The sequence below is a fragment of the Azospirillum sp. HJ39 genome (assembly GCF_041507355.1).
In the GTDB taxonomy this organism is placed as follows: Bacteria; Pseudomonadota; Alphaproteobacteria; order Azospirillales; family Azospirillaceae; genus Azospirillum; species Azospirillum thiophilum.
In genome coordinates, this window is the sequence record NZ_CP167911.1 from 1,179,945 (window position 1) to 1,206,559 (window position 26,615).

Genomic DNA, 26,615 nt, shown 5'->3' on the forward strand with positions numbered 1-26,615 from the left:
AGTAGCGCCGCTTCTCACGCCAGCGCCCGGCCTTCGGCATAGCCGTAGCTGACGTAATGCTGCTTGGCGCCGGTCAGGCTGCCGCCCACCGCGGCGGCGACGTCCGGATTGGCGGCCAGATAGGCTGCGGCGTCGAAGGCGGAGAAGGACCGTCCCTCGAACCGGCCGTACACGATGTAGTGCAACTCCACCGCTTCGCTGTCGCTGCCGAAGGCGGCGATCAGGTCGGGGTTGCTGGCCTCGTAGGACAGGGTGTCGAACAGGGTCGCGCTGCGGCCTTCGCGGTTGCCGAACTCGATATAGTGCCGTGTCGCGGCGCCGGCGTCGCTGCCGAAGGCGTTCAGCAGGTCGCCGTAGCCGGCAAGATAGTTGTAGGGATCGAACCCGGTCAGGCTGCGCCCCTCATAGAGGCCGTTGGCGGCGAAATGCTGCGTTCCGGCGCTGGCGTTGACGCCGAAGGCGGCGATCAGGTCGCTGCTGGAGGCGATGTAGCGCAGCGCGTCGAAGCTGCCGGACACGCTGGCGGCGAGCGCCGTGCCGGTGTCGGAGAAGCGCAGATACTCGATGCCGGTCAGCAGGTCGTTGCCGTCGGCGCCGCTGACGACATAGCGGCCGCCGTCGAACTGGAGCACCCGGTATTGCGAGCGCGTGCCGCTGAACACCACGGTGTCGGTGCCGGCGCCGCCGTCCAGGATGTTGCCCAGGCTGTTGACGGTGAAGCTGTCGTCGCCGGAGCCGCCGGTTGCCTGCTGGATCCTGGTGCCATAGGCCAGCGCCAGGAACAGCGTGCTGCCTGCGGTGCTGAAGCCGCCCGCCCGCAGGTCGAGCGACAGGGCGGCGGTCTGGGCGCTGCCGTCCAGGCTGTTGCGCCCGCTGGCGTCCCACAGGGTGGTGAAGCTGGCGCTGTTCAGCGTGTAGCCGGTGTCGCCGGCCCCGGTGGCGGTGTTGGCGCCGTAGAGATACTGGATCGCCGCGATGTCGTAGAGGCTGGGGCCGGTCAGGTAGCTGCCGGAGGGCAGGGCGTCGTTGTCGACGTACGACATGATGCTGTAGGCGTAATTGTCCGTCGCCGCGGAGAGATACGGTCCCTCCGTCCCGTCGCTTGAGCCTGCGTTGTAGTTGCCGGGATGCTTCAGCCCCAGCGCATGGCCGATCTCGTGGACCAGCGTCATGTAGCCGTAGCTGCCCAGCGTCGGGCTGCTGTTGGCGGCGCTGTCGTTGGCGAGGAACACCTGCCCGCCCTGCGACGCGGTCGACGGGTAATAGGCGTAGGCCGCCGACTGGCCATATTGGCGGTTGGTGCCGAAGGCGATGGTCGCACCGGAGACGTCGGCGGTCTCGACGAAGGTGATGTTGGCGACGGCGCTCCAGGCCGCCAGCGCCTGGCGGACGGCGGCGCGCTGCGCCGTGCTCATCGTCGCGAAGCCGCTGGCGTCGGCCGAGGACACCTGCCGCGAGCTGGTCAGGAAGGCGTAGGTGACGGTGACGGCACCGCCGACGGAGCCGCCGTCCAGCACGGTGCCGTTGCTGCCCCAATGCGGCGTCCCGCTGGCCAGCAGGGCGGAGATGTAGTCGGTCAGCACGGACTGGCTCATGGGCGGCGGCTCTCGGGTGGGATCACGGTTCCGGCTTCCGGGGCTGGACCCCGGCCAACGGACGACACGACGGGTGATACGGCCGAAAGGGGCATGGTCCGGCGCGGCCGGTTAAGACACCGCTTATGCCCGGCGTAGGGCAAACTCGATGGAGGGGCGCAGCATCGCCGCGGCGGCATGGCCGATCTCCACCGCTTCGGCCGCGCGGTCGAATTCCAGGATGCCGATATGGGCCAGACGCGGCGCGATCAGCACGTCCGGCGGCTCGCCGGCCAGCCGCGAGCGGGTGATGCGGTCCTGCATGATGTCGATCGACCCAGCCATCACCTCCAGCGCGTTCGGCATCTGCCGGTGGGCGTGGGCATGGGTTTGGGTGTCGTCGATCTGGTCGGCGAGGAAGCGGGTGCGCCGGCTGGGCTTGCGGCCGAGCCAGGTCGAGATCTGGCTGGTCAGCTGCGACAGGGCGGGCGAGCCGGCATCGCCCCCGGCCACCACCGGTTCCGGCGCCGTCGCCTTGGCGCCCGCCATCCTGGCAGCGGAACCCTTGCTGCCCGCCCCCTTGCCGTTGCGGCCGCCCGGCCGTCCCAGCGGCGACAGTTCGCTGTTCAGGTTGACCGCCACCACGATGTCGGCCCCCAGCGCCCGGCACAGCGACACCGGCACCGGGTTCACCAGCGCGCCGTCGACCAGAAGATGATGGTCGCGCCGCACCGCGGGAAACAGTCCGGGCATCGCCGCCGACGCCATCACCGCCGACATCAGCGGCCCGTCGCGCAGCCAGATCTCGCGCCCCGTCGACAGGTCGGTGGCAACGGTGGCGAAGGGGCGGCGCAGATCCTCGATCCGGACGTTGCTGCGCTCGTTGTCGAAGCGGCCGAAGGCCTTCTCGGCGGCCACCAGCCCGCCGCGGCGGAAGGTCAGGTCGATGATGCCCAGCATGCCGAGCCAACCCATCTTCTGCGCCCAGGCCTGAAGCTCGTCGAGCTGGTCGGTCAGGTAGGCCGCCCCCACCGCGGCGCCGATCGACGTGCCGCAGATGATGTCCGGTTCGATCCCGATCTCCTCCAGCGCGCGCAGGACGCCGATATGCGCCCAGCCCCGCGCCGCGCCGCTGCCCAGCGCCAGCCCGATCTTCAGGTCGGTCCCCTTCGCCATCCGCATCCCCTGTCACAGCCGGCCGGTGCGTATCCGGCCTTGGTCTTGAGCTTACCATCTGGGCATCGCCGCCGGGTATCGGAAGCGGCCGGAAGAGGCACGCCACCGGAGACGGGGTCATCGCCGCGTGGGAGGTGGGAATTATCGGCAATTCTCCCGACCTTTGACCTGGGTCATCGAAGCCGGGTCGGCGACTGTGGCATTTCTGTGCCAGTTGGGCTGGAAGGTTATCCCTATGCTGGGCGTTAACCATGCGTCAACTGGCTGGTGACTAGTTTCGTTGCATTGCAGTGAAGTTCTCGAACCCGGAAGAACCGTCATGGCCGACGAACTGAAAAGCTTCAGGAAGGATTGGAAACGCTGGTCGCCGGTGGAAAGGCTGACCGCGGTCACCATCCTGCTCGTCATCGCCATGCTGCTGGCCGCGCGTGCAGCCGCCGGACTGTTCTGATCGCACCGGCCGACACGCAACATCGTTGCAGGCCCGCCACTCCGCGGCCATGGCCCACCCGCCGCCCCGCGGCCGTTGCAAACCCGCCACTCCGTGGGCGTTGCAAACCCGCCACTCCGTGGGCGTTGCAAACCCGCCACTCCGTGGCGGTGGCGGCATTGTCTTTACGGGCTCTTAACCCTCGCGCCATAGGCTTGGCCCGCTCGGACAGTTCCTGGGACGGTCGGGCGCCGTATGCGGCCGGAGCGTTGCACCTCCGCCACAAGGGCACCGACGGGCGCTCGCCGGAGGGCGCCGACAGGGAAGGGTCCGGCATCTGCCCGCAAGGCCTAAGCCCCTCTCGCTGGACACGCCCGATGACCTTCTCCGCCCAATCCGCCGTGACGGAACAGAAGATGCTGAGGCAGCGCCTCGACTCCGCCTTCGCCGAAGCGGCGCAGCCGCTGTCGCGCGACGAGGTGACGGAGATCGTCCGCAACATCCTGGGCAGCATGGACGGCGACATCTCCGCCACCGACCTGCGCCTGTACAAGGAGGTCGTGGACCTCGCCAAATACATCGAGACCGCCAAGCAGGAGATCGCGGCCCTCCAGCCCGCCGACATCCGCGACGAGCATATCCGCAGCGCCACCGACGAGCTGGACGCGGTGATCGGCGCGACCGAGAAGGCGACCTTCGCCATCTTCGACGCCTGCGACGCCATCGGCGCCATCGCCGGCCAGTCGGAGGCCGCGGCCTCGGCCCAGCTGAACGACCAGATCACCAAGATCTACGAAGCCTGCAACTTCCAGGACATTACCGGCCAGCGCATCGCCAAGGTGGTGCGCACGCTCAAGCACATCGAATCGAAGGTGGACATGATCGTCGCCGCCTTCGGCAGCGAGGTGCGGCAGAACCACGCCCCGCGGCTGGCGAAGCTGGCGGCGGAGGATGCGGAGGCCGCCCATTACGAGCCGATGAGCGCGGCGGAGGCGGATCAGCAGCTGCTGCACGGCCCGCAGCTGCCGGGCAACGCCATGGACCAGGACGAGATCGACCGCCTGCTCGCCAGCTTCGACTGACGCCATGCGGGCCGGCAAACCCACCAGCGGCCAGACGGCGTCCGGCGCCTCCTCATCGGCGATCGACGCGCTGCCGAGGCTGCGGGCTGGCGGCGGCCGCGGGTATGGCCCCAATGCCGGTCATGCCAATCCCAACAACGGCAGCATCCTGCTGCTGCTGTCGCTGTTCCTGCTGCTGCTGGTGTTCTTCATCGTGCTGAACGCCAATTCGGTGCAGACGGCGCAGAAGGTGAAGGCTGTCGCCGCCTCGCTGGAGCGGACCTTCCCCAACTTCGTCATCGACCCGCGGCTGCGCGACGGGACGGAACAGGTGGCTTCGCGCGCCGGGACGGTGTTCGCGGTGCAGCGGCTGGAGGGCGTCGGCACCCTGTTCGCCACCGCCGTCGCCGTCGCCAAGGTGGAGGTGGTGTCCCCCGGCCGGCTGCTGGAAGTGCGGCTGCCCGCCGACGACCTGTTCGTTCCCGGCACCATGGTCCTGCGGCCCGACCGCCAGGGGCTGATCGACCGCATCGCCGACGCGCTGCGCCAATCGCGCCAGGGCGAACGGATGGAGCTGGACGCCCTGCTCGGCATCGGCCCGACCGGCACGCCGAGCCAGCCGCCGGGGCCGGTGGCCCGTGCCGGCGCGCTGGCCCGCGCGCTGATCGCCGACGGGGCGCCCGAGCGCAACGTCACCGTCGGCATCGAACGCGGCGAACCGGGCGGGGTGCGCCTGCTGTTCGCCCTGCGCTGGGACGACGAGGCGCCGGCCCGGCGCGACGGCGCCAGGGCGGGGGGGCGGACATGATCCGCGTGCCGGGGACTGGCACGGGCGGCGACCGCGGCAGGGCCGCGGCGGAGGCGGGTGCCAGCCAGCGCAAGACGCTGTGGCTGATCAGCTTCACCGACCTGATCTCCTTGATGCTGGCCTTCTTCGTGCTGATGTATTCGATGAGCGAGCCGGAAGCGGAACGCTGGACCCGCCTGGCCAAGGGCATGTCGGAGTCGATCCCGGCAGCGCGGTCGACCGCGACCGCGCCGTCGGACCGGCCGGCCGATCCGAACGCCGCCTTCAACGCCCGGGCGGTGGAGGCGCGGGCGGCCATCGACCTGCATTATCTGGCGGCCCTGCTGGGCAGCCAGCTGCGCTCCAACGCCGAGCTGTCGGTGGTCGATGTCCGGCGCGAGGACGACCGCGTCGTCATCCGACTGCCGGGGGAGCGGATCTTCGATCCGACCGGCGCCGCCTTCACCGAGGAGGGGCGCCGGGTGTTGTTCCTGCTGGGGGCGGTCATCGGCCGCATCGGCAACCGGATCGAGCTGGTCGGCCATGCCGAACGCGAGGATCCGAGCGGCGGCGTGGCCTGGGAACGGGCGCTGACCCGGGCGGTCGCCGTCTCCGCCGCGCTGCGCGAGACCGGCTATCGCCGCGATCTGGTGGCGCGGGCGGTCATGATGCCGGCTGGCGAGACCGGCGGCGGACGGCTGCCGGTCGACATCGTGGTGCGTGAGGAGGGGGCGGATTGACGGTGGCGGGACGGTCGGCACATCGAAGGAAGCGTTGGCTGCGCGGCTGTTCCGCCGCGGCGGCGCTGCTGGCCGTGCCGGTCCTGCTGTCGCCCGGTTTCCTCGCCGGGGCTGCCGATGCCGCCACCGTGCCGGTGCGCGCCGGCAGCCACAAGGAGTTTGGCCGCCTGGTCTTCGACTGGCCGGTCAAGGTCGATTTCACCGCCTCGGTCGAGGGCAGCCGACTGGTCGTCGCCTTCACCGAGCCGATCGACGCGGCGCTCGGCCCCCTTGTGCGGGCGCTGCCCGACTATCTGGCCGCCGGCCGGGTCGAGGCTGACGGCAAGACCGTCTCCTTCGACCTGAAGCGCCCGGTGTCGGTCAAGAGCTTCCGCAACGGCAACGCCGTCGCCCTCGACCTGTCGCCGGCCGCGGCGAACGCCGCGCCCCAGAATACACCACCCCAGAACGCGCCGCCCGCCGCTGCGCCGCCCATCGCCGCGCCGCAACCGGCCCCTGCCGCGCCCGCCGCCGTCAAGCCGGTGCCGTCGGTTGGGCGGGTGCAGGTGCAGGCCGCCGACCGGCCCGACCAGAGCCGCCTGACCTTCGACTGGCCGTCGCCGGTCGGTTATTCGGTCAAGCGCGACGGCGCCGCGGTGACGGTCGCCTTCGACAAGGGCGGCACCCCCGACCTGTCGGCGTTGGGCAGGGCCAAGCTGCGCAACATCCAGAATGTCGAATCCTACCGCCAGCCAGACGGCTCGCTGGCCGTCACCTTCGCGGTGCCGCAGGATGCCGAGGTGACGGACAGCGCGGCGGGCAAATCGGTGGTGCTGGCCGTCGGCAACCCCGGCTCGCGGGCCGGCCTGCCCACCGATACGCCCAGGCCCGATACATCCAAGCCCGATACGCCCAAGCCCCCCACGGCCCAGCCCCCCACTGCCCAGCCGGCCGCGGTGCCGGCTCCGGTGCCGGCCAAGGATGCGCCGATGGTGGCGTCGACCAGCTCCGGCCGCTCGGCCACGGCCGCCAATGCGGCGGCGGCAACCCCGCCGCCGGCAGCCGCTCCTCCGGCTGAGGCGAAGCCGGCACCCGCCGCACCGGCGGATGCCAAGGCGCAGCCCGCCGCCGGGCCGAAGGGCCCGGTGCTGACCTTCGACACCGGCGGGCCGGCCTCCATCGCGGTGTATCCGCGTGCCGGGCAGCTCTATGTCGTGTTCGACCGGCCGATGCCGATCGGCGCCGGCAAGCTGAGCGGTCCCGGTTCCGAGCTGATGGGCGCGGTGGAGCCGGTTCCGGCGACCGGCGGCAGCGTGTTCCGCACCAAGATCGGCCCGATGGTGTGGCCGTCGGTGGACCGGCAGGGAACCACCTGGCGGATCCAGTCGTCGGCCCGCCCCGCCAACATGACCGGTGCCGGCGACCTGCGGGTGGAGCCGGACCCCGATTTCCTGCTGGGTGCCCGGCTGCTGGTGCGGGCCCCCGACGCGGCCAACGTCGTCCAGTTCACCGATCCCGACGTCGGCGACCGCATCCAGGTGGTGCCGCTGCCCAATCCGGGCCAGGGAATGCCGGAACCCCACCGTTATCCGGATCTGGAGGTGATGCCCTCCTATCAGGGCGTGGTGGTCCGGCCGGTTTCCGACAATGTCACGGTGCGGCCGGTCAAGGAGGGAGTCGAGCTGACCACTGCCGGCGGCCTGCATTTGTCCCCCGCCGCCGATGCCGGCAACCCGGCGGCCATGCCGCCGCCGCCCGGCATGCCGGCGCCCCAATCGGCGCCCCAGCCGGTGCCGGCGCAGCTGGCCGCCGCCCCGCAGCAGGTGCCGCAGCCCGGCGGCTCATCCGCGGCGATGGAGCCGCCGCGGGCGCAGCCTGCCGCCCAGATGCAGGGCCGGCGCCTGTTCAACCTGCCGGCCTGGAAGCACGGCGACCTCGACCGTTTCACCGAGGTGCGGCAGGATCTCCAGCTCGCCGTCGTCAACGCGCCGGAGTCGGAGCGGGCCAAGGCGCAGCTGGACCTCGCGCGCTTCTATTTCGCCAACGGCTTCGGGCAGGAGACGCTCGGCCTGCTCGACGTGCTGCAGCAGAACCAGCCGGATCTGGAGGGCTGGCCGGAGTTCCGCGCCCTGCGCGGGGCGGCCCGCGTGCTGACCGGCGACCTGGACGGTGCGGAGGCCGACCTGTCGATCCCGGCGCTGGCCGGCAATCCGGAGGCCGGGTTGTGGCGTGCCGCCATCGCCGCCGACCGCCGCGACTGGCCCAAGGCGATGGCCGGGTTCAGGGCGTCGGGCCAGATCCTGAATTCCTACCCTGAGCCGATGATCGGCAAGCTCGGGCTGCGCGCGGCGGAAACGGCGCTGGAGACGCGCGACACCGCCACCGCCAAGCGGCTGCTCGACCGCGTGCTGGAGCACAGCGGCCCGGACCAGGAGGAGAACCCGCAGACCCAGTATCTGCGCGGCCTGCTGTTCGCCCAGACCGGCGAAACCGATCAGGCGCGCGAGCAGCTGACCGCCGCCTTCAACAGCTACGACCGTTTCTACCGGGCCAAGGCCGGGCTGGCGCTGACCAATCTGGAGCTGTCGGAGGGCAAGATGTCGCCGACGGCGGCGGCCGAGCAGCTGGCCGGCCTGACCTTCACCTGGCGCGGCGACGATCTGGAGATGCAGATCCGCGCGCGCATGGGCGAGGTGCTGATCGCCGGCGGCGAATATGCCAAGGGCTTCAACACCATGAAGGAGACGGCGGCCCTGGTCGCCGACACTCCCCGGGCGGAGGCGATCACCAAGGAGATGTCGCGCATCTTCGGCGACCTCTACAAGGACGGCGCGCAGCGGCTGCCGACGCTGGACGCGCTCCAGCTCTACGACCAGTTCCGCGAACTGACCCCGGTGGGCGAAGCGGGCGACGAGATCATCCGGCAGCTGGCCGAGCGGCTGATCTCCATCGACCTGCTGAACCGCGCCGCCGACCTGTTGCAGCATCAGGTGGAATTCCGCCTGGCCGGGCTGGACAAGGCGCGGGTCGGCACGCGGCTGGCCTCGGTCCGGCTGCTCGACAACAAGCCGGAAGAGGCGCTGAAGGCGCTGGAGCTGTCGAACATCGCCGGGCTGCCCGCCGATCTGGCGGCCGAGCGGCGGCTGATGCAGGCCAAGGCGCTGGCCGAGTTGAACCGCGGCGACGAGGCGTTGCAGATCCTGGCCCAGGACGACAGCACCAACGCCAACCTGCTGCGCGTCGACATCGCCTGGAAGGGCCAGAAATGGGACGCCGCGGCGCTGGCGCTGAACAAGGTGGTCGGCCCGCCGCCGGCCGCGGGCAAGCAGCTCGACCCCAATGCCTCGCAGCTGGTGCTGAACCGTGCGGTGGCTCTGGCTCTGGCCGGCGACGGCAACGGGCTGAACCTGCTGAAGAGGGATTTCGAAGGCGCGATGAAGGGCGGCCCCAACGAGGACGCCTTCCGCATCCTGACCCGGCCGGAACAGGCCATGGGGCTGATCGATGTCGGCACCATCCGCTCCCGCGTCGCGGAAGTGGACATGTTCAAGAAGTTCCTGAAGGAATATCGCGGCAAGCAGACCGCGGACAAACCGACATCCTGAGGCCAGGCTTCCCGAGGCCGGTTTCCTGAAGCGGCGGAACGTCCTCGCGGGGGGCGTGAAGCCGTCCCGCCGCCCAATTCCTGTGCCGTTACTTCGGCAGCAGCACCTTGTCGATCACATGGACGACGCCGTTCGACTGCTCGACGTCGGCGATGGTGACGCGGGCCATGGTGCCGGAGGCGTCGGCGACCATCACGGCGTCGCCGGACTGGGTGACGGTCAGCGGCATGCCTTCCACCGTCTTCAGCATCGCCTTGCCGTTGCCCTTCTTGATGTCGGCCACCAGGGTCTTGGCGTCGAGCTTGCCGGGAACGACGTGATAGGTCAGCACCTTGGTCAGCTGGCCCTTGTTCTCCGGCTTCAGCAGCGTGTCGACGGTGCCGGCGGGCAATGCCGCAAACGCCGCGTTGGTGGGAGCGAAGACGGTGAAGGGGCCCTTGCCGCTCAGCGTGTCGACCAGCCCGGCGGCCTTCACGGCGGCGACGAGCGTGGTGTGGTCCTTGGACTGGGACGCGTTCTCCACAATGGTCTTGCTGGGATACATCGGCGCGCCGCCGACCATCTTTTCCATGGCGGCATTGGCGCAACCGGCAAAAAGAAGGGTGGCGATCGCCACGGTGGCAACCTTCTTCATAGCATTCCCTCTTGTCGTTGAAGGTCCGCTGCTCGCGGACACATCACCGTTACGGCGAGGGCCTCCGGTCAGATCACGGCGTTCCTGCGTGCGGCGCGCTTTTTCTTGGATTGGAAGGTGGTAACACTTTTGGAGTGCAGCCGTTCCCCTTACAGCTGGACTTGGGTCCCCAGCTCCACCACGCGGTTGGGCGGCAGCTTGAAGAAGTCGGTGGCGCTGACCGAGGTGCGGGACATCACCACGAACAGCTTCTCCCGCCACAGCGCCATCTGCGAATTCATCTGCGGGATCAACGTCTCGCGGCCCAGGAAGAAGGAGGTCGCCATCACGTCGAACTCCAGCCCGAAGGCCTTGCACAGCCGCAGTGCCTTGGGGATGTTCGGCTCCTGCGAGAAGCCGTAGCGCACGGTGATGCGGTAGAAGCCCTCCGCCAGCCCCTCCACCACCACGCGATCCTTGGCCGGCACGCGCGGCACGTCCTCCACCACCACGGTCACGAAGACGACGCGCTCGTGCAGCACCTGATTGTGCTTCAGGTTGTGCAGCAGGGCGATCGGCACGATGTTGGAGCTGGAGGTCATGAAGACCGCCGTGCCCTTCACCCGGTGGATGTCGCCGGACTTGGCCTGCCGCCGGATGAAGGCGTCGAGCGGCAGCGATTCCTCGGCCAGCCGCTTGGTCAGCACGGCGCGGCCGCGGCGCCAGGTGGCCATCAGGCCCAGCGTGACGACGGCGATCACCAGCGGCACCCAGCCGCCATGCGGGATCTTCACCGCGTTGGCGGCGAAGAACGAGATCTCGACGGTCAGGAACACCGCGCCGACGCCAAGGCAGACCGGCAGGCTCCATCCCCAGCGGCGCCGTGCCACCACCAGGAACAGGGTGGTGGTGATGATCATGTCGCCGGTCACCGCAATGCCGTAGGCCGCCGCGAGCCGGCTGGAGGATTGGAACAGCACCACCAGCCCCAGCACCGCGGCCAGCAGGCCCCAATTGGCGCGGGGGATGTAGATCTGGCCCTCCTCCTCGTTGGAGGTGTGGCGGATGTCGAGCCGCGGGCAGAGGCCGAGCTGCACCGCCTGCCGGGTCAGCGAGAACACGCCGGAGATCACCGCCTGGCTGGCGATGACGGTCGCGGCGGTCGACAGGCCGATCAGCGGGTAGAGGCCCCAGTCCGGCGCCAGCAGGTAGAAGGGGCTGCGCACCGCCGTCGGGTCGCTCAGCAGCAGCGCGCACTGGCCGAGATAGTTCAGCAGCAGCGCCGGCAGCACCAGGGCGATCCAGGCGACCTGGATCGGCCGGCGGCCGAAATGCCCCATGTCGGCATACAGCGCCTCGCCGCCGGTCACCGCCAGCACGACGGCGCCGAGGACCAGGAAGCCGGCGATGCCGTGCGCGGCGAAGAAGGAGACGGCGTAGACCGGGCTGAAAGCGACCAGCACGCCCGGCTGCTGCACCAGTTCCGCGAACCCGAGGATGCCCAGCGTCGAGAACCAGGCGAGCATGATCGGGCCGAACAGCGCGCCGACGCGCGAGGTGCCGTGGCTCTGGATGGCGAACAGCGCGATCAGGATGGCGACGGTCAGCGGCACCACCACCGATTCCAGCGCCGGCTCCGCCACCTCCAGCCCCTCGACCGCGGACAGCACCGACATGGCCGGGGTGATCATGCCGTCGCCGTAGAACAGCGCGGCGCCGAACAGCCCCAGCGCCGTCAGCACCGTCAGCCTGCCCGAGGCGTCGGGCCGCGTCTTCGACGCCAGCGCCAGCAGCGACAGGATGCCGCCCTCGCCCTTGTTGTCGGCGCGCATGACGAAGACCACGTATTTGATCGTGACCACCATCACCAGCGCCCAGAACACCAGGGACATGATGCCGAGGATGTTGTCGGGGGTCAGCGGCAGCCCATGTTCGCCGCCGAAGCATTCGCGCAGCGTATAGAGCGGGCTGGTGCCGATGTCGCCGAAAACGACCCCGAGGGCGCCGAGGGTCAGCGTCGCGAGCTTGCCGGTGTCCGGCTGCGCGGCCTTCAAAGCGGTGTCGGTCATGCGGTAGTTGCGGTCCGAAGTTGGTCCGTAGGTGCGATGGCGGCGCCCCGTCCGTCCCGCATCGCCCCCCTCATACGCGTTTGCCGGACGCAATGCCAGTGCCGGCTTGCATCGCGCGGGGGGAGCCCGCGGGATGCGACGAAGTGCGCCGGGGATTCGCGCCGGACGGGCGGCTTCAGATCGTCCCGAAGCTGCGGGCCAGCGATCCGGCGATCAGGTACCAGCCGTCGACCAGCACGAAGAAGATGATCTTGAAGGGAATCGCCACCATGGTCGGCGGCAGCATCATCATGCCCATCGACATCAGGATCGACGACACCACCATGTCGATGATCAGGAAGGGCAGGAACAGCAGGAAGCCGATCTCGAACCCGCGCTTGATCTCCGAGATCATGAAGGCCGGCACCAGGACATGGAGCGGCATGTCGGCCGGCTCCGGCACCGCCTGGAGGCGGGCCATGTCCATGAACAGGCGCAGGTCCTTCTCGGCGGTGTGTTGCAGCATGAACTCGCGCAGCGGCGCCACCGTGCGGCGGAACGCCTCCATCTCGTCGATTTCCTGGTTGATCAGCGGCTGGATGCCCTGGCTGTAGCTGCGCTCGAACACCGGGGCCATCACGAAGAAGGTCAGGAACAGCGCCAGCGACATCATCACCGTCGTCGGCGGCACCTGCTGCACGCCCAGCGCGTTGCGCAGGAAGGACAGCACGATGACGATGCGGGTGAAGGCCGTCATCATGATCAGGATCGACGGCGCCAGCGACAGCACCGTGACCAGCCCGACCATCTGGACGATGCGGCCGGTCGCCGTGCCGCCCGCGTCGCCGAGATCGAAGGTCAGGCTCTGCGCCAGCGCCGGCCCGGCAGTCAGCCCGACCGCCAGCCCGGCTGCCATGCCGATGGCGAGCGCCAGCAGGAGCCCGGCGACGGCCTGCCTGCGGCCGGGCAGGGGGAACCGGGGGAGCCGCAGGCGGAACGGCATCATCGCGGCCCGGCCCCGGCCGAATCGGCGGTGCCCTGCAAAGGCGGAATGTCAGGCCGCGCCGTGCCCTCCTGCCGCTGCGCGCTCTGGACCAGCGCGCTCTGGACCAGCGCGGTGTCGAAGCCGGCGGCAGGCGCGCTGTCGACCAGCAGGTCGCCGTTGGCGCTCAGCAGGATCAGATGCTCGCGGTCGTCGCGGCGGACCAGGACGAGCCGCCGCTTGGCGTCGATCGGCAGGGCCTCCACCACGCTCAGCCGGCGCTGGCGGCCGCGGCCGCGCACCCTGCCGCCGGCCATGCCGGCGCGGCGCAGCACCCAGGCGACGACCATGATCAGCGCCACCACGAAGAGAAGCGCCATCAGGAAGCGGATATACTGGTCGAGATCCATGGGAACCGGCGGGCTTTCTGTGGTCAGGGCGTATCGTCGGACGGTGCCGGGGACGGTGCCGGGGCGGCGGAGTCGGGGCGGCCATAGGCGGCGGCGGCCCGGCGGCGGGCGGTGTGCGGGTCGTCGCGGCCGTCGAGCGCGGCGGCGATGGCCTCCTCGCGCTGCGCCTGCTGGTCGGTCAGCGCGGCGGCCAGCGGATCGAGCGCCGCGACGAGGTCGCCCAGCGGGCCGAGCAGGGCACGCGCCGCGCCGCGCGGCAGCCCTTCCGCCTCGGCGCAGAGCCGGGCGACGCGATCCTCCAGCCCGGCGAGGTCGATCAGGACGCCGGACTCGGCCTCCCGCCGGGCGTCGTCGAGCGTGGCGGCCAGCGCCGCCGCCCGCTCGGCCAGCGGGGCGGGCGGAGAAGCCGCACCGGTCATGGCGTGTCCTCCACTGGCTCTCCCTGTGCCGGTTCCTCGGCATCGGGCTGCGGCTCCGGCGGCAGCGTGCCGTTGGCACGGTAGACATGGGCCAGGATTTCGGCCACAGCGGCGATGGCCTCGACCGGGATGTCGCTGTCGACCTCGATGGCCGACAGGATCTCGACCAGGTCGGCGTCCTCGCGCACCTTTACCCCGTTGGCGAAGGCGACCTCCAGGATCTGTTCGGCGACCGTGCCCTTGCCGCTGGCGACGATCCGCGGCAGCGTCTGGGTTCCCAGCTCGTATTTCAGCGCGACCGCCACCGGGCGCCGGGCCGGGCGGGGCGTCTTGCCGGCGGGCGTCTTGCCGGCATGGGCCGGGCCTGCGGGACCTGTGACGGGGGAGCGGGGATGCGCGGACAAGAAGGAAGCCTTTCCGGGGTCCTTATCTCGGCCCGCATCCTGGACCGGCAGGCTTAACGAACTGTAAAGGACGGTACGCCCACCGATCGGCGCAAGGGGTGATTCATCCTTCGTTAACGCAAACGGGCGACCATCGGAAGCGATGCCGTCCATCCGGCGTTCCGCTGCCCGGTGTTCCGCTGCCGCCGGGCCTTGGCGGGGCGGCCGGGGGAGGGCGCGCGGAACGCAGGCGGACCTGAACGGGATCTGGGCCATGGACCTCGGAAATCTCGGCATCTTCAAGCTGATGTCACGCAAGATGGACTGGCTGACCCAGCGTCAGGAAGTCCTGTCGCAGAACATCGCCAACGCCGACACGCCGGAGTACAAGAGCCGCGAGCTGAAGCCCTTCAGCTTCCGCGACGCGTTGAGCGACAACCGGCGGCTGACCCCGGTGTCGACCAATGCGTCCCATCTTGCCGGCACCCGCGGCCCGGGCGGCATGGCCAAGGAAGAGAAGGTGCGCGACCCGTACGAGACGGCGCCGGACGGCAACAACGTCGTCCTGGAAGACCAGATGATGCGGATGAGCCAGAATTCGATGGATTACCAGACCATCACCAACCTGTATAAGAAGCAGGTGGCGATGATCAAGTCGGCGATCCGGACCGGCGGCTGATCCGGCTTTGCTTTGCATGCCGGCCGCCGGATGGCTCCGGCGGGCGTTTGAGGAGGCGGTGCGATGGATCTCTACCAGTCGATGGCGGTTTCCGCGTCGGGCCTGAAGGCGCAGGGCACGCGGCTGAAGGTCATCTCCGAGAATCTGGCCAACGCCAATACGACGGCGGAAACGCCGGGCGATCTGCCCTATCGCCGCAAGACGGTCATCTTCAAGAACGAGCTGGACCGGGCGATGGACGTCGACAAGGTCCGCGTCGCCAAGGTCGATGTGGACAAGGGCGATTTCCAGCGCCGCTACGACCCGTCCCACCCGTCGGCCGACGCCGACGGCTATGTGCTGCTGCCGAACGTGAATTCGGTGGTCGAGGCGATGGACATGCGCGAGGCGCAGCGCAGCTACGAGGCCAACCTGTCGGCCATCGACACCGCGCGCCAGATGCTGACCCGCACCATCGACATCCTGCGCACCTGACCCGCCGCCCGCCCGATCCGCATCCGCCCGATTTGCCGCCCTCCTCCTCCTCTCCTGACCGACCGGAACCGCCGCCATGATCAATCCGCTGAACGCCGCCGCGGCCTATGCCACCACGGCATCCAAGACCACCGGTCCGGGCATGGCCGCGCGCGACGGCGTCTCCTTCGGCGACGTGCTGGAACAGGCGGCCAAGGAGAGCATCGGCACCCTGAAGAAGAGCGAGGACATGTCCGCGCTGGCCTCCGTCGGCAAGGCCGACCTGAACGACGTGGTGCAGGCGGTGACCAACGCCGAGGTGACGCTGCAGACTGTCACCGCGGTGCGCGACAAGGTGCTGAACGCCTACCAGGAAATCCTGCGCATGCCGATGTGACGGGCTTCCCGGCCTGTCCTCCGCCTTGTCCTTCATGTCGCCGTCATGAACGAGACCGAAGTCATCGAGCTTTGCCGCACCTCGATCGTCACGCTGGTGATCGTGTGCGGCCCGATTCTGGTCATCATGATGATGCTCGGCACCGTCATATCGGTGTTCCAGGCCGTCACCCAGATCAGCGAACAGACGCTGGCGATGGTGCCGAAGCTGCTGCTGGTCTTCGGGCTGAGCATCCTGCTGATGCCCTTCATGCTGGGCAAGCTGACCGAGTTCTTCGAGCATGAGGTCGCCGACCGCATCGTCGCCATCGGCGTCGGCGCCCACGAGAATGGCGGCGCCCCCTTCACTCCCGGCACCGGCATAACCCCGGCCCCGGCGCCGACCGCCGCCGCGGCGGGCCAATGAACGTCCTCCAGCAGCTCCTGGGCGAGCAGCTCTTCGTCTGGATGCTGGTGTTCCTGCGCATCGGCACCGCCTTCAGCGTGATGCCGACCATCGGCGACGCCTTCGTCTCCGCACGCACCCGCCTGCTGTTCGCGCTGGCGGTCAGCGTGCTGGTGGCTCCGGCGATCCGGCCGCTGCTGCCGCCGATGCCGGGCAGCCCGTTCCAGCTTCTGGTGCTGGCGGCCGGCGAGATGACGGTCGGCATCTTCATCGGCACGGTGGCGCGGCTGCTGATGGGCACGCTGGAGGTCGCCGGCACCATCATCAGCCTGCAGAGCGGACTGGCCAACGCCCAGATCTTCAATCCGGCGCTGGCGACCGCCGGCTCGCTGCCCGGGTCGCTGATGGGCTGGCTCGGGCTGCTGCTGCTGTTCGTCACCGACCTGCACCATCTGCTGATCATGGCCGTGGTCGACAGCTATGCCACCTTCGTGCCCGGCGCGGCGATCCCGGTCGACGACATGGCCAACGTTGTCGGGCAACTGGTGTCGAAGACCTTCATGATGGGGGTGCAGATGTCGGCTCCCTTCCTGATCACCGGCGTCCTGTTCGCGCTGGCGCTCGGGCTGCTGAACAAGCTGGCGCCGCAGGTGCAGGTGTTCCAGCTCTTCACCTCGGTCCAGGTGCTGCTCGGGCTGTTCATGTTCGCGCTGACGCTGGGCGCGATGATGATGTTCTGGCTGTCGCGCTTCGAGTCGACCTTCGTCGACCTGCTGAAGCCGTTGTAGAGGGAGAAGGCCGGTGTCGGACGAGCCGGACGAATCCTCCAAAACGGAGGACCCGACCTCCAAGAAACTCGACGAGGCCCACAAGCAGGGCCAGTTCGCGATGACCCGCGAGGCCGCGAACTGGCTGATGGTCGCGGCGATGCTGGTGGTCCTGGTCTCCATCCTGCCCGGCACGATGAAGGGGCTTTTCTTCCGGCTGAACTACTATTTCGAGAATGTCGACCAGTTCACCTTCGACCGCGCCGGGGTGGGCGCGCTGCTGTTCCGGGTGATGATGGATTCGCTGTGGGCGCTGTGGCTGCCCATCCTGCTGTTCGTCGTGGCCGGCGTGCTGTCGACCATCGGGCAGACCGGCTTCCATGTCTCGTGGGAGCTGATCGCGCCGAAATTCAACAAGCTGAACCCGCTGCCCGGCCTGATGAACATGTTCAAGGCCAACCAGGGGGTGGAACTGCTGAAGAGCATCGCCAAGCTGGCGGTGGTCGGCGGCGTCGCCTACATGGCGCTGGCGCCGATGTTCGCCGGCATCGAGGCCTATATCGGCATCGACATCATTGCGCTGCTGAAGCAGATGGACGGGCTGGCCCACCGCCTGCTGATCTGGGTGCTGGTGGTGCTGACCTTCATCGCCGCCGGCGACTTCCTGTGGCAGAAGCACGAATTCGACAAGAAGATGAAGATGACCAAGCAGGAGGTGAAGGACGAGCACAAGCAGCAGGAAGGCGATCCCGTCGTCAAGGGCCGCATCCGCCAGATCCGGTTCGAGCGCGCGCGCAAGCGCATGATGGCCGCGGTGCCCAGCGCCGACGTGGTGGTGACGAACCCGACCCACTTCGCGGTCGCGCTGAAATACGATCCCAACCAGATGGGAGCGCCGATGGTGCTGGCCAAGGGCGTCGACCAGGTCGCCTTCAAGATCCGCGAGATCGCCGAATCCAACAATGTTCCGGTCATAGAGAACCCTCCGCTCGCCCGTGCGCTCTATGCCGCATGCGATATCGACGCGGAAGTCCCATCCGAGCACTATCGGGCGGTCGCCGAAGTCATTACCTATGTCTTCAAGCTCAAGGGGCGGTCGCTGCGCAACTGATCGGCCGCTCCGGAAGCGGACGGCCGATGCAGGTGGCGGAAGCGATCGGCGGGCGTGTGCGGCGGATGCATCCCGATGGAGGCATCATCGGTTTGCCCACGGCTTTTGACTATGTGCGGCTTGGAGTTTCGGTGGACGAGTCAACTTCCCTTTCCGACACCGCACGCCGCAGGATCGCCGGCGGCGCACCGCCCGGCGGGGCGATGCTGTTGCTCCAGTACGGACTGGCGCCGGCCGGGCTGCTGCTGCTGGCCGCCGGGCTGCTGCTGGACCGCGACGCGGTCGGCTGGCTGGGCGCGGCGGCGGCGGCGGCCGGCATCGGCCTGCTGATCGGCCGCAGCGTCGCGGTGGTGCGGCGGTCGGCGCGCGTCGGCGCGCTGCTGGGCGGTGCGCTCGAAGGGATGCCTGCCGGACAGCTGGTCTGCGACGGTGCCGACGAGGTGCTGTTCGTCAATGCCGCCTTCCGCGAACTGGCGGGCTGGCGCCGCGGCGAGCGGCCGCTGGATGCGCTGGCGCGCCAGTTCTCCGGCGATCCCGACAGCGCGCGCGAGTTCGGCCGCCTGCGCGACCGGGTGCGGGCGGGGGCTGCGGCCTCGGCCGAGCTGGCGATCCCGGCACTGGACGGCCGTCCGCCGGAATGGCGCAAGGTCCAGGGCCAGCCGATCGCCGGCTTTCCCGGCTCGGTCCATTGGCGGGTCGAGGACATCACCGCCCGGCGCGAGCTGGAACATGTCATGCTGCGCGAGCAGGCCAAGCTCGCCGATTTCATGGAGCATGCGCCGGTCGGCTTCTTCTCCGTCGACCAGAACGGCCAATTCCTGTTCGTCAACGCCACGCTGGCCCAGTGGCTGGAGGCCTCGCCCGGCGACCTGACCGACGGCGAGCTGCGGCTGCACGGCGTCCTCGCCGCTCCGCCGGCCGCCGCCCCCTACGACCTGTTCGACCATGGCGGCGGCGAGCAGCGCGGCGAGCTGACCATGGTCGGGCTGCATGGCCGCCGGTTCCAGGTGGCGGTCGCGCAGAGCGTGGTGCGGGCCGACGACGGCACCGTCCACACCCGGTCGGTGGTGCGCGACCTGTCGCCGGAACGCGAGTGGCAGGAGGCGCTGCGCCATTCCGAGCAGCGGTTCCAGCGCTTCTTCGAGGATGCCCCCATCGGCATCGCCCTGGTCGACGAAACCGGGCAGCTGACCGAATGCAACGAGGCCTTCCTGGCGCTGATCGGCAGCGAGGCGGGCAGCGTCATCGACCGGCCGATGCCCGACCTGATCGTCCCGGCGGAGCGCGAGGCGGTGACCGCCCGGCTGAAGGCGGTCCAGGGCGGCGCCGATCCGGCGACCCCGCTGGAGGTGCGGCTGTCCGGCGGGCGGGAGCTGACCGCCCAGCTCTATGCCCGGCGGCTGGTCGGCCCGGTCAAGCCGGACGGACGGCGCGACGGCGTCGGGCTGATCCTGCACTTCATCGACATGACAGAGCGCAAGAGCCTGGAGGCCCAGTTCGCCCAGTCGCAGAAGATGCAGGCGGTCGGCCAGCTGGCCGGCGGCGTCGCGCACGACTTCAACAACCTGCTGACCGCGATGATCGGCTTCTGCGACCTGCTGCTGCTGCGGCACAAGCCGGGCGACCAGTCCTTCAGCGACATCATGCAGATCAAGCAGAACGCCAACCGCGCCGCCAATCTGGTGCGGCAGCTGCTGGCCTTCTCGCGACAGCAGACACTGCAGCCGCGCGTCATCAACGTGACCGACGTGCTGGCCGAGCTGGCGAACCTGCTGCGCCGGCTGATCGGCGAGAACATCGAGCTGAAGATGATCCATGGCCGCGACCTGGGGCTGGTCAAGGTCGACCAGAACCAGCTGGAGCAGGTCATCATCAATCTGGTGGTCAACGCCCGCGACGCCATGGCCGGCGGCGGCAAGCTGACCGTCAACACCACCAACCTCGTCCTGGACCAGCCCGAGCGGCGCGAGCATGAGACGATCCCGCCCGGCGGCTACGTCTCCATCGAGGTGATCGACACCGGCTGCGGCATCGCGCGCGAGAACCTGCAGCGCATCTTCGAGCCCTTCTACACCACCAAGGAGGTCGGGTCGGGCACCGGGCTGGGGTTGTCGACGGTCTACGGCATCGTGCGGCAGACCGGCGGCTTCGTGCTGGTCGATTCCGCCGTGGGGGAGGGGACCACCTTCACCATCCTGCTGCCCCGCCACCAGGGCGAGCTGCGCCCGGTCGACACGGCGGAGCCGCGCGAGCGGCGCGGCAGCGACCTGACCGGCACCGGCACCATCCTGCTGGTCGAGGACGAGGACGCGGTCCGCGTCTTCTCCGCCCGCGCGCTGCGCAACAAGGGCTATCAGGTGCTGGAGGCCAAGAACGGCGAGGCGGCCCTGCAGCAGATCGAGACCAACGGCGCCTCCATCGACCTGCTGATCACCGACGTGGTGATGCCGCAGATGGACGGCCCGACGCTGGCCCGCCATGTCCGCCGGCTGCGGCCGGACATGCGGGTCATCTTCATTTCCGGCTATGCCGAGGACCGGCTGGGCGAGATCGACGGCGTGGAGGTGGCCCATTTCCTGCCCAAGCCCTTCTCGTTGAAACAGCTGGCCTCCAAGGTGAAGGAGGTCATCCGCGACAGCAGGTGAGGGGGGCGGTGCCGCCGGCCCGTCCCCGCTGCCCCCTCCCCATCCCTCCCCCACCTGCGGTGGGAGAGGGGGCAGGACGCTTGTCAGGGTGAACTGACTGCCGAAGCGGCGGCAGTTCCCTCTCCCGCGCAAGCGGGGGAGGGTTAGGGAGGGGGTAGGGGGGGAGAACACACCAGAAACATCGACCCTTGCAAACCGGAACGAAGAGAGTACATTCAGCTTCGTTGCAAGAGCGCCGACCGTGTGTTCTAAGAGAGGGGTACCGGGCATGTCGTCCGCACAGCTTCGTTTGGTCGAGAAGGATTCCATGGACAAGCAGAAGGCGCTGGATGCCGCCCTGAGCCAGATCGAACGTGCGTTCGGCAAGGGCTCGATCATGAAGCTTGGCACCAAGGAGAATTTGGTCGAGACGGAGGTGGTGTCCACCGGCTCGCTCGGTCTCGACATCGCGCTGGGCATCGGCGGCCTGCCGCGCGGCCGCATCGTCGAAATCTACGGGCCGGAAAGCTCGGGCAAGACCACGCTGGCGCTGCACGCCATCGCCCAGGCCCAGAAGGCCGGCGGTACCTGCGCGTTCATCGATGCCGAACACGCGCTCGACCCGTCCTATGCCCGCAAGCTCGGCGTCAAGGTCGACGACCTGCTGATCTCCCAGCCCGATGCCGGCGAGCAGGCGCTGGAGATCGCCGACACGCTGGTGCGCTCCGGCGCCATCGACGTGCTGGTGGTCGACTCGGTCGCGGCGCTGGTGCCGCGCGCGGAGCTGGAAGGCGAGATGGGCGACAGCCATGTCGGCCTGCATGCCCGCCTGATGAGCCAGGCGCTGCGCAAGCTGACCGGCTCGATCTCCAAGTCGAACTGCCTCGTCATCTTCATCAACCAGATCCGCCTGAAGATCGGCGTGATGTTCGGCAACCCGGAGACGACGACCGGCGGCAACGCGCTGAAGTTCTACGCCTCGGTCCGTCTCGACATCCGCCGCATCGGCGCGATCAAGGACCGCGACGCCGTGGTCGGCAACCAGACCCGCGTCAAGGTGGTGAAGAACAAGATGGCCCCGCCGTTCCGCGTGGTCGAGTTCGACATCATGTATGGCGAGGGCGTGTCGAAGGTCGGCGAACTGCTCGATCTCGGCATCCAGGCCGGGGTGGTGGACAAGTCGGGCGCGTGGTTCAGCTATGACGGCACCCGCATCGGTCAGGGCCGCGAGAACGCCAAGACCTATCTGCGCAACAACCCGGAGATGGCCGACGCGATCGAGGCCAAGATCCGCGGCAACGCCGGTCTGGTCGCCGACGCGATGATGGGCACCCCGGAAAGCGATGCCGAAGCCTCCACGCCGGAGTGATCGCAGAGGGTATGTGTGATGAAAAAGGCCCCGCCTTCCGAAAGGGAGGCGGGGCCTTTTTCGCATTTTCAGGCGGATAGGAAATTTGCAGGCTGCGGTTGCCCCCTCCCTGACCCTCCCCCTCTTCGAGGGAGAGGGAACCCTGCTGCCTGGGTATTCACGCTACGCTGACAAGCGTCCTACCCCCTCCACCGCCAAGCTCTCGCACAAACCTTCGGTTTGTGCTGACGCGACAGGCGGACCGAAGGTCCGCTGAGAGCGGGGGGAGGGATGGGGAGGGGGCATTTGGCGGCCAGCACCCTCACACGTCCACCACCATGTGCGGCCTGAACGCGCCTTCCAGCGTCAGCAACAGGTGCAGGTAGACCGCCACCTTGCGGGCACGGTCGGTGTTGCGGGCGAGGCAGTCGCGCAGCTGTTCGGCCAGACGGGCGGTTTCCGGATCCGGGTCCGGCATCGCGGCGGCGGCGGTGGCGGCCTGGACGATGTGTTCGGGATCGACGGGGAGCGGCGCGGCCGGGTCCTTCAGCAGCGCCTCGGCCAGTGCCTCCTCGTCATGCTGCGGCGCCAGGGCGGCTCCCGATGGGGAGGGCGGGACGCGGCGGGACAGGTGGCTGCGCAGATTGTCCTTCAGCCGGGTCCGCTGATGCTCGTCGAGCCCGTCGAACTGGTCGACCTCGTCGAACAGAAGGTCGTAGAGGCGGCGGCGCTGCGGGTTGGGCGGATGCTGCTCCCGCCGCTCCTGCTCGCGGTCGCGCTGTTCCTGACGCGGGTTGCGGCGGTGGTTGCGGTCGGTGGCGCTGCCGGAGCGTTCGACCCCGGCTGTGGTGCGGACGCTGAATTCCGGCGGGCCGATGCCGCGGCCGGAAGCGAGATTGCCGGACATGAGGCACCTCCCCGGGGCCGTGTCTCCCAGTGCCCCCGTGTCTCCCAGTGCCCAAGTCTGGCATAGCCGGCGCTGTCGTCAACGCGAAAGCGCCGGCCTATGTCGATCGCCCAAGAGGTCGGCGCCTAAATAGGCCGGTCAGTCGCCGGCCCCGGCACCGACGGCACCATCGGCCGAGGACGGCTTGCTCTTGCCGAAGCCGATGGTCGGGAAGACGTTGATCAGCGCGGTGACGAAGGCGGCCAGATAGGGCAGCGACTGTACCACCAGCAGGCCCGACCACATGAAGGCGTCGCGGTTCTCGTGGCCGAAGACCATGACGATGGCCAGCGCCGCGCCCCACAGCGACACCAGCAGCACCAACTCCTCGCGCGCCATCAGGAAGGCCTGCATCAGCGCCGGCTGGTTCTCGCATTTCGGCGTGCGGACGAAAGGCCGGCCGGAGGTGAAGATGCCCAGCCACATGGCGCGGCCGACCGTATGGGTCAGCGCCATGCCGGCGACCGCCGCCCCGACCTTGTCCCAGAAGCCGCACTTCACCCGCGCCTCGTAGAGCCAGAGCGAGGCGCCGACCTTGAAGGCGAAGACGCTGAGCGTCGGGATCATGAAGACGTTGGGCGGGAACTCGAAATATTTCGGGAAGGCCATCAGGCCGATCGACCACAGGATGCCGGCGATGCCGAAGATCATATGGGCGGCGTCGGCGAACCAGGGCAGCCAGCCGGTGATGAAATGGTACTTCTGGCCCGAGGTCAGTTCCTTGGCGCCCGGCGCCAGCTGGCGCCAATGGTGCTTCAGGATCTGCACCGCGCCATAGGCCCAGCGGAAGCGCTGCGTCTTGTAGGCGGAGAAGCTGTCGGGCACCAGGCCCTTGCCGTAGCTCTCCGGCATGTAGACCGCTTCATAGCCATGCTCGAACAGGCGCAGCCCGAGATCGGCATCCTCGGTGATGCACCATTCGCCCCAGCGCCCGACCTTCTCCAGCGCCGACTTGCGGATGATGGTCATGGTGCCGTGCTGGATGATGGCGTTGCGCTCGTTGCGCTGGATCATGCCGATGTGGAAGAAGCCGGCATATTCCCAGTTGGTCATGCGCTGGAACAGGTCGTGCTCCCACTCGCGGTAATCCTGCGGCGACTGGACGAAGCCGACCTCCGGCCGGTTGAAGTGCGGGATGGTCGCCTTCAGCCAGTCGGGATGGACCTGATAGTCGCTGTCGATCACCGCGATGTGCTCGGCGTCCGGCGCGGTCTGGGCCAGGCCGAAATTCAGCGCTCCGGCCTTGAAGCCCGGCCAGTTGTCGAGGTGGAAGAAGCGGAACTTCGGCCCAAGCTTCTTGCAATACTCCTCGACCGGGCGCCAGACCGCCGGATCCTTGGTGTTGTTGTCGAGCAGCAGCACCTCGTAGTTCGGGTAGTCGAGGGCGGCCAGCGCGTCCAGCGTCTGCATCACCATGTGCGGCGGCTCGTTGTAGCAGGGCACATGGATCGACACCTTCGCCGCGTTGGGCAGAGGTGCTGCGGAGCAGGGGATGAACTTGCGTTTGAACTTGTGCTGCCAGACGACCTCGGTCAGCTCCATGCCGTCGATCAGCATCACCGCGAACAGCACGAGCTGGCAGAAGATCAGCAGGCCCCAGGCGATCTCGGTGGTCACGGCGAGGCCGGCGGCCGATGCGGCGCTGACGGTGAAGACGAGGACGGAGGCCACCGCCTGGATCAGCGCGCCGTAGAAGATCTGGCCGCCGATCTTCAGGTCGCTGCGCCGCCACAGGAAGAACACCAGCGGCAGGAAGCCCAGCGCCACCGCGGTCGCGCACTTGACCTCCCAGTTGCGGATCTCGTTGACCCCGCCGATCATCGGGAATTTCGGGTTGCGCTGATAGTCCCACAGGCCCCAGCTGGTGCCGGCGGTGCCCTCGATCTCCCGCTTCCAGGGCTGGTCGAAGGCCTCCATGATGAAGTAGTCGAGCTTGTTCTGGGCGGCGACGTTCAGGAAGTTGCGGATGAACTTGGCCTGGTTGACCTGGGAGGCCTCGGCGCCGCGGCGCCACGGGCCGTCGGCCGGCCAGCCGATCTCGCCGATCAGGATGTGCTTGTTCGGGAACTTCGCCTTCAGCTCGTTGTAGCGGAACATGGCGTAATCGACCGACTGGTCGACCGGCACGCCTTCCCAGTAGGGCAGCAAATGGACGGCGAGGAAGTCGACCGCGTCGGCCAGCTCCGGATTCTTCAGCCAGACGTGCCACGGCTCGGCGATGGAGACCGGCACGTTGACCTTCTTCTTCACCCGCTTGACGTACTCGATGGCCTGCGGAACCGTCAGGTCGGCGCGCAGGATCGCCTCGTTGCCGACCAGCACCCGGCGGACGTTGCTGTTGGCGCGGGCCAGCTTGATCAGGCCGGCCAGTTCCGGCTCGTCGATCTCGGGCTTGCCGGCGGTCCAGGCGCCGGCGGTGACCGGCAGCCCGTGCTTGGCGGCGATGGCCGCGACCATCTCCGAGCCGTCGGTGGTGGAGTAGGTGCGGACCGCCTTCACCGCGCCCTCCAGCGCGTCCATGTCCTTCTCGATGTCGTCGGCGGACGCCTTGTCGCCCTTCGACGGGCTCTTGTCGGAATGGAAGGGGGTGTAGGCGACGCCGGTGATGGCGCCGGCCCAGGACCGCTCGTCCACCGGGCGGTTCCACAGCGCCCAGAAGGCGATGTTGCCCAGGATCACCAGGATCAGAACCGCGAAGGCCGATTTACGCATGTGGGTCGTTCTCGCTCGCCGCACCGGAAAAAACCGAAACGGCCCGTGGGAATGGCGCAGGGAGGCCAGTGCCGCCCCGACCTTCGCCTCGGACCGAACTCAAAACCGTTCCACCATCCAACGAATGCCGCACCGGCCTTTGCCCGGCACGCTGGGGCATTCTATACAGGCTTCCCGGTTGCTCCGCCACTGGCGGCTACAACAGACCAGCCTCCGGTTCATTCCGCCCGGATTGCGGTCCAGCAGGAGAGAAGCATGTTTTCCCTTAACGAACGCCTGCAAGCCGACACTTATCCTGTCATGGACCTGGATCTTTGCCGGGTGTTGCTGATGAACAACGCCCTGTGGCCCTGGTTGATCCTGGTGCCGATGCGGGACGGCGCGGTCGAGATCCACCGGCTGGACGAGGCCGACCAGATCACCCTGATGCGCGAGATCGCCCAGGCGTCCCGCGCGCTTGAGACGCTGTTCGCGCCGGACAAGATGAATGTCGGGGCGCTGGGCAACATGGTGCCGCAGCTGCACGTCCATGTGATCGGGCGGACGCGCGGCGACCCGGCATGGCCGGGGCCGGTCTGGGGCTCCGGCCATGCCGAGCCGTACGAGCCGGCCGCCGCCGCGGCACTGGTGGAACGTTTGGCGGAGGCATTGCAGGCGGGCGCGTGAACTTTGCCGGCCCGCCGGTGTTTGAGTGGTCAACCATCATTTGGGAGACCGCCGCCATGACCGCTCAGGACCGCTCCAAATCCGTGACCTCCGATGCCCCGTCGGACGCCGCCCAGCAGATCGAGGACAAGCTGGTCGAGGAGACCGGCAAGGCGTCCGGCGATCCCGACAAGCCTGTCCAGAAGAAATGGGACGAGATGGGCGAGCGGGAGGAGATCGCCGAGCAGAGCCGGCGGGAGGGTGGCGGGGTCTGAGGGCAGCCATTTGCCCCCTCCCTAACCCTCTCCCGCTCTCGGTCGGCCGAAGGCCGGTCCGATCGCG

General features: G+C 68.8%; 25 protein-coding genes. 15 read left to right on the forward strand and 10 right to left on the reverse strand.

The window, feature by feature from the left end:
* Positions 1-14 precede the first annotated feature (14 nt).
* The gene (locus ABMY26_RS18860) at positions 15-1,595 is read right to left on the reverse strand and encodes a matrixin family metalloprotease (RefSeq protein WP_372398709.1); all 1,581 of its coding nucleotides are present in this window, start codon (positions 1,593-1,595) and stop codon (positions 15-17) included.
* Positions 1,596-1,718: 123 nt separating this feature from the next.
* On the reverse strand, positions 1,719-2,750 hold the full coding sequence (locus ABMY26_RS18865) for a patatin-like phospholipase family protein (protein WP_372398710.1): 1,032 nt from the start codon (positions 2,748-2,750) through the stop codon (positions 1,719-1,721).
* 319 nt (positions 2,751-3,069) lie between these two features.
* On the opposite strand from ABMY26_RS18865, the gene ABMY26_RS18870 reads away from it, so the two are divergent.
* The 5 genes from ABMY26_RS18870 (at position 3,070) to ABMY26_RS18890 (ending at position 9,352) form a co-directional block, all read left to right on the forward strand.
* Positions 3,070-3,201: a hypothetical protein gene (locus ABMY26_RS18870; protein ID WP_372398711.1), complete on the forward strand. Its 132-nt coding sequence runs from the start codon at positions 3,070-3,072 to the stop codon at positions 3,199-3,201.
* A 356-nt stretch (positions 3,202-3,557) separates the two neighbouring features.
* A complete protein-coding gene (locus tag ABMY26_RS18875) occupies positions 3,558-4,262 on the forward strand; it encodes a protein phosphatase CheZ (protein ID WP_372398712.1) in 705 nt (234 codons plus the stop codon).
* Between the two features lie 4 nt (positions 4,263-4,266).
* The gene (locus tag ABMY26_RS18880) at positions 4,267-5,049 is read left to right on the forward strand and encodes a hypothetical protein (protein ID WP_372398713.1); all 783 of its coding nucleotides are present in this window, start codon (positions 4,267-4,269) and stop codon (positions 5,047-5,049) included.
* On the forward strand, positions 5,046-5,768 hold the full coding sequence (locus ABMY26_RS18885; RefSeq protein ID WP_372398714.1) for a flagellar motor protein MotB: 723 nt from the start codon (positions 5,046-5,048) through the stop codon (positions 5,766-5,768). Before ABMY26_RS18880 ends, ABMY26_RS18885 begins: the two co-directional genes overlap by 4 nt.
* A 2-nt stretch (positions 5,769-5,770) precedes the next feature.
* Entirely contained in the window at positions 5,771-9,352 is a 3,582-nt protein-coding gene (locus ABMY26_RS18890; RefSeq protein WP_372399034.1) for a tetratricopeptide repeat protein, read from the forward strand.
* An 88-nt stretch (positions 9,353-9,440) separates the two neighbouring features.
* Here the strand turns inward: ABMY26_RS18890 and ABMY26_RS18895 are convergent, their stop codons facing one another.
* The 6 genes from ABMY26_RS18895 to ABMY26_RS18920 all read right to left on the reverse strand — a co-directional run bounded on the left by ABMY26_RS18895 (position 9,441) and on the right by ABMY26_RS18920 (position 14,228).
* Positions 9,441-9,986, reverse strand: a complete 546-nt coding sequence (locus tag ABMY26_RS18895; protein WP_372398715.1) for a fasciclin domain-containing protein — start codon at positions 9,984-9,986, stop codon at positions 9,441-9,443.
* Between the two features lie 149 nt (positions 9,987-10,135).
* Entirely contained in the window at positions 10,136-12,034 is a 1,899-nt protein-coding gene (locus ABMY26_RS18900) for a potassium transporter Kup (RefSeq protein ID WP_372398716.1), read from the reverse strand.
* A 175-nt stretch (positions 12,035-12,209) separates the two neighbouring features.
* Complete coding sequence (gene fliP, locus ABMY26_RS18905) at positions 12,210-12,929, reverse strand: flagellar type III secretion system pore protein FliP (protein ID WP_372399035.1); 720 nt, start codon at positions 12,927-12,929, stop codon at positions 12,210-12,212.
* Between the two features lie 86 nt (positions 12,930-13,015).
* Complete coding sequence (locus ABMY26_RS18910) at positions 13,016-13,405, reverse strand: FliO/MopB family protein (RefSeq protein ID WP_372398717.1); 390 nt, start codon at positions 13,403-13,405, stop codon at positions 13,016-13,018.
* 23 nt (positions 13,406-13,428) lie between these two features.
* Complete coding sequence (locus ABMY26_RS18915; protein ID WP_372398718.1) at positions 13,429-13,824, reverse strand: hypothetical protein; 396 nt, start codon at positions 13,822-13,824, stop codon at positions 13,429-13,431.
* Positions 13,821-14,228: an EscU/YscU/HrcU family type III secretion system export apparatus switch protein gene (locus tag ABMY26_RS18920; RefSeq protein ID WP_372398719.1), complete on the reverse strand. Its 408-nt coding sequence runs from the start codon at positions 14,226-14,228 to the stop codon at positions 13,821-13,823. The genes ABMY26_RS18915 and ABMY26_RS18920 overlap by 4 nt, the downstream gene beginning before the upstream one ends.
* 253 nt (positions 14,229-14,481) lie before the next feature.
* Between ABMY26_RS18920 and flgB the strand changes: the two genes are divergently transcribed.
* The 8 genes from flgB (at position 14,482) to recA (ending at position 21,991) form a co-directional block, all read left to right on the forward strand.
* Positions 14,482-14,886: a flagellar basal body rod protein FlgB gene (flgB, locus tag ABMY26_RS18925; RefSeq protein ID WP_372398720.1), complete on the forward strand. Its 405-nt coding sequence runs from the start codon at positions 14,482-14,484 to the stop codon at positions 14,884-14,886.
* A gap of 63 nt (positions 14,887-14,949) precedes the next feature.
* Positions 14,950-15,360, forward strand: coding sequence for a flagellar basal body rod protein FlgC (gene flgC / locus ABMY26_RS18930; protein WP_045580399.1), 411 nt, complete (start codon positions 14,950-14,952; stop codon positions 15,358-15,360).
* A gap of 76 nt (positions 15,361-15,436) precedes the next feature.
* Entirely contained in the window at positions 15,437-15,736 is a 300-nt protein-coding gene (gene fliE, locus ABMY26_RS18935; RefSeq protein ID WP_045580398.1) for a flagellar hook-basal body complex protein FliE, read from the forward strand.
* A 45-nt stretch (positions 15,737-15,781) separates the two neighbouring features.
* Positions 15,782-16,141 carry a flagellar biosynthetic protein FliQ gene (locus ABMY26_RS18940; RefSeq protein WP_372398721.1) on the forward strand — a complete coding sequence of 120 codons (360 nt, stop codon included), beginning with the start codon at positions 15,782-15,784 and terminating at the stop codon, positions 16,139-16,141.
* A complete protein-coding gene (gene fliR, locus ABMY26_RS18945) occupies positions 16,138-16,908 on the forward strand; it encodes a flagellar biosynthetic protein FliR (RefSeq protein WP_372398722.1) in 771 nt (256 codons plus the stop codon). The genes ABMY26_RS18940 and fliR overlap by 4 nt, the downstream gene beginning before the upstream one ends.
* 13 nt (positions 16,909-16,921) lie before the next feature.
* Positions 16,922-17,998: a flagellar biosynthesis protein FlhB gene (gene flhB, locus ABMY26_RS18950; RefSeq protein ID WP_372398723.1), complete on the forward strand. Its 1,077-nt coding sequence runs from the start codon at positions 16,922-16,924 to the stop codon at positions 17,996-17,998.
* A gap of 131 nt (positions 17,999-18,129) precedes the next feature.
* Positions 18,130-20,643: an ATP-binding protein gene (locus ABMY26_RS18955; RefSeq protein WP_372398724.1), complete on the forward strand. Its 2,514-nt coding sequence runs from the start codon at positions 18,130-18,132 to the stop codon at positions 20,641-20,643.
* 268 nt (positions 20,644-20,911) lie between these two features.
* On the forward strand, positions 20,912-21,991 hold the full coding sequence (gene recA, locus ABMY26_RS18960) for a recombinase RecA (RefSeq protein ID WP_372398725.1): 1,080 nt from the start codon (positions 20,912-20,914) through the stop codon (positions 21,989-21,991).
* A gap of 301 nt (positions 21,992-22,292) precedes the next feature.
* Here the strand turns inward: recA and ABMY26_RS18965 are convergent, their stop codons facing one another.
* Together ABMY26_RS18965 and ABMY26_RS18970 are read right to left on the reverse strand one after the other, a co-directional pair.
* Positions 22,293-22,877 (reverse strand): hypothetical protein, encoded by a 585-nt coding sequence (locus ABMY26_RS18965; RefSeq protein ID WP_372398726.1) that lies wholly within the window; start codon positions 22,875-22,877, stop codon positions 22,293-22,295.
* 138 nt (positions 22,878-23,015) lie between these two features.
* Positions 23,016-25,628, reverse strand: coding sequence for a glycosyltransferase family 2 protein (locus ABMY26_RS18970; protein WP_372398727.1), 2,613 nt, complete (start codon positions 25,626-25,628; stop codon positions 23,016-23,018).
* A gap of 255 nt (positions 25,629-25,883) precedes the next feature.
* Here ABMY26_RS18970 and ABMY26_RS18975 point away from each other — a divergent pair, with 255 nt between their 5' ends.
* Positions 25,884-26,294, forward strand: a complete 411-nt coding sequence (locus ABMY26_RS18975) for an HIT domain-containing protein (RefSeq protein ID WP_372398728.1) — start codon at positions 25,884-25,886, stop codon at positions 26,292-26,294.
* Between the two features lie 56 nt (positions 26,295-26,350).
* Positions 26,351-26,548, forward strand: coding sequence for a hypothetical protein (locus tag ABMY26_RS18980; RefSeq protein WP_372398729.1), 198 nt, complete (start codon positions 26,351-26,353; stop codon positions 26,546-26,548).
* The last annotated feature ends 67 nt before the right edge of the window (positions 26,549-26,615 follow it).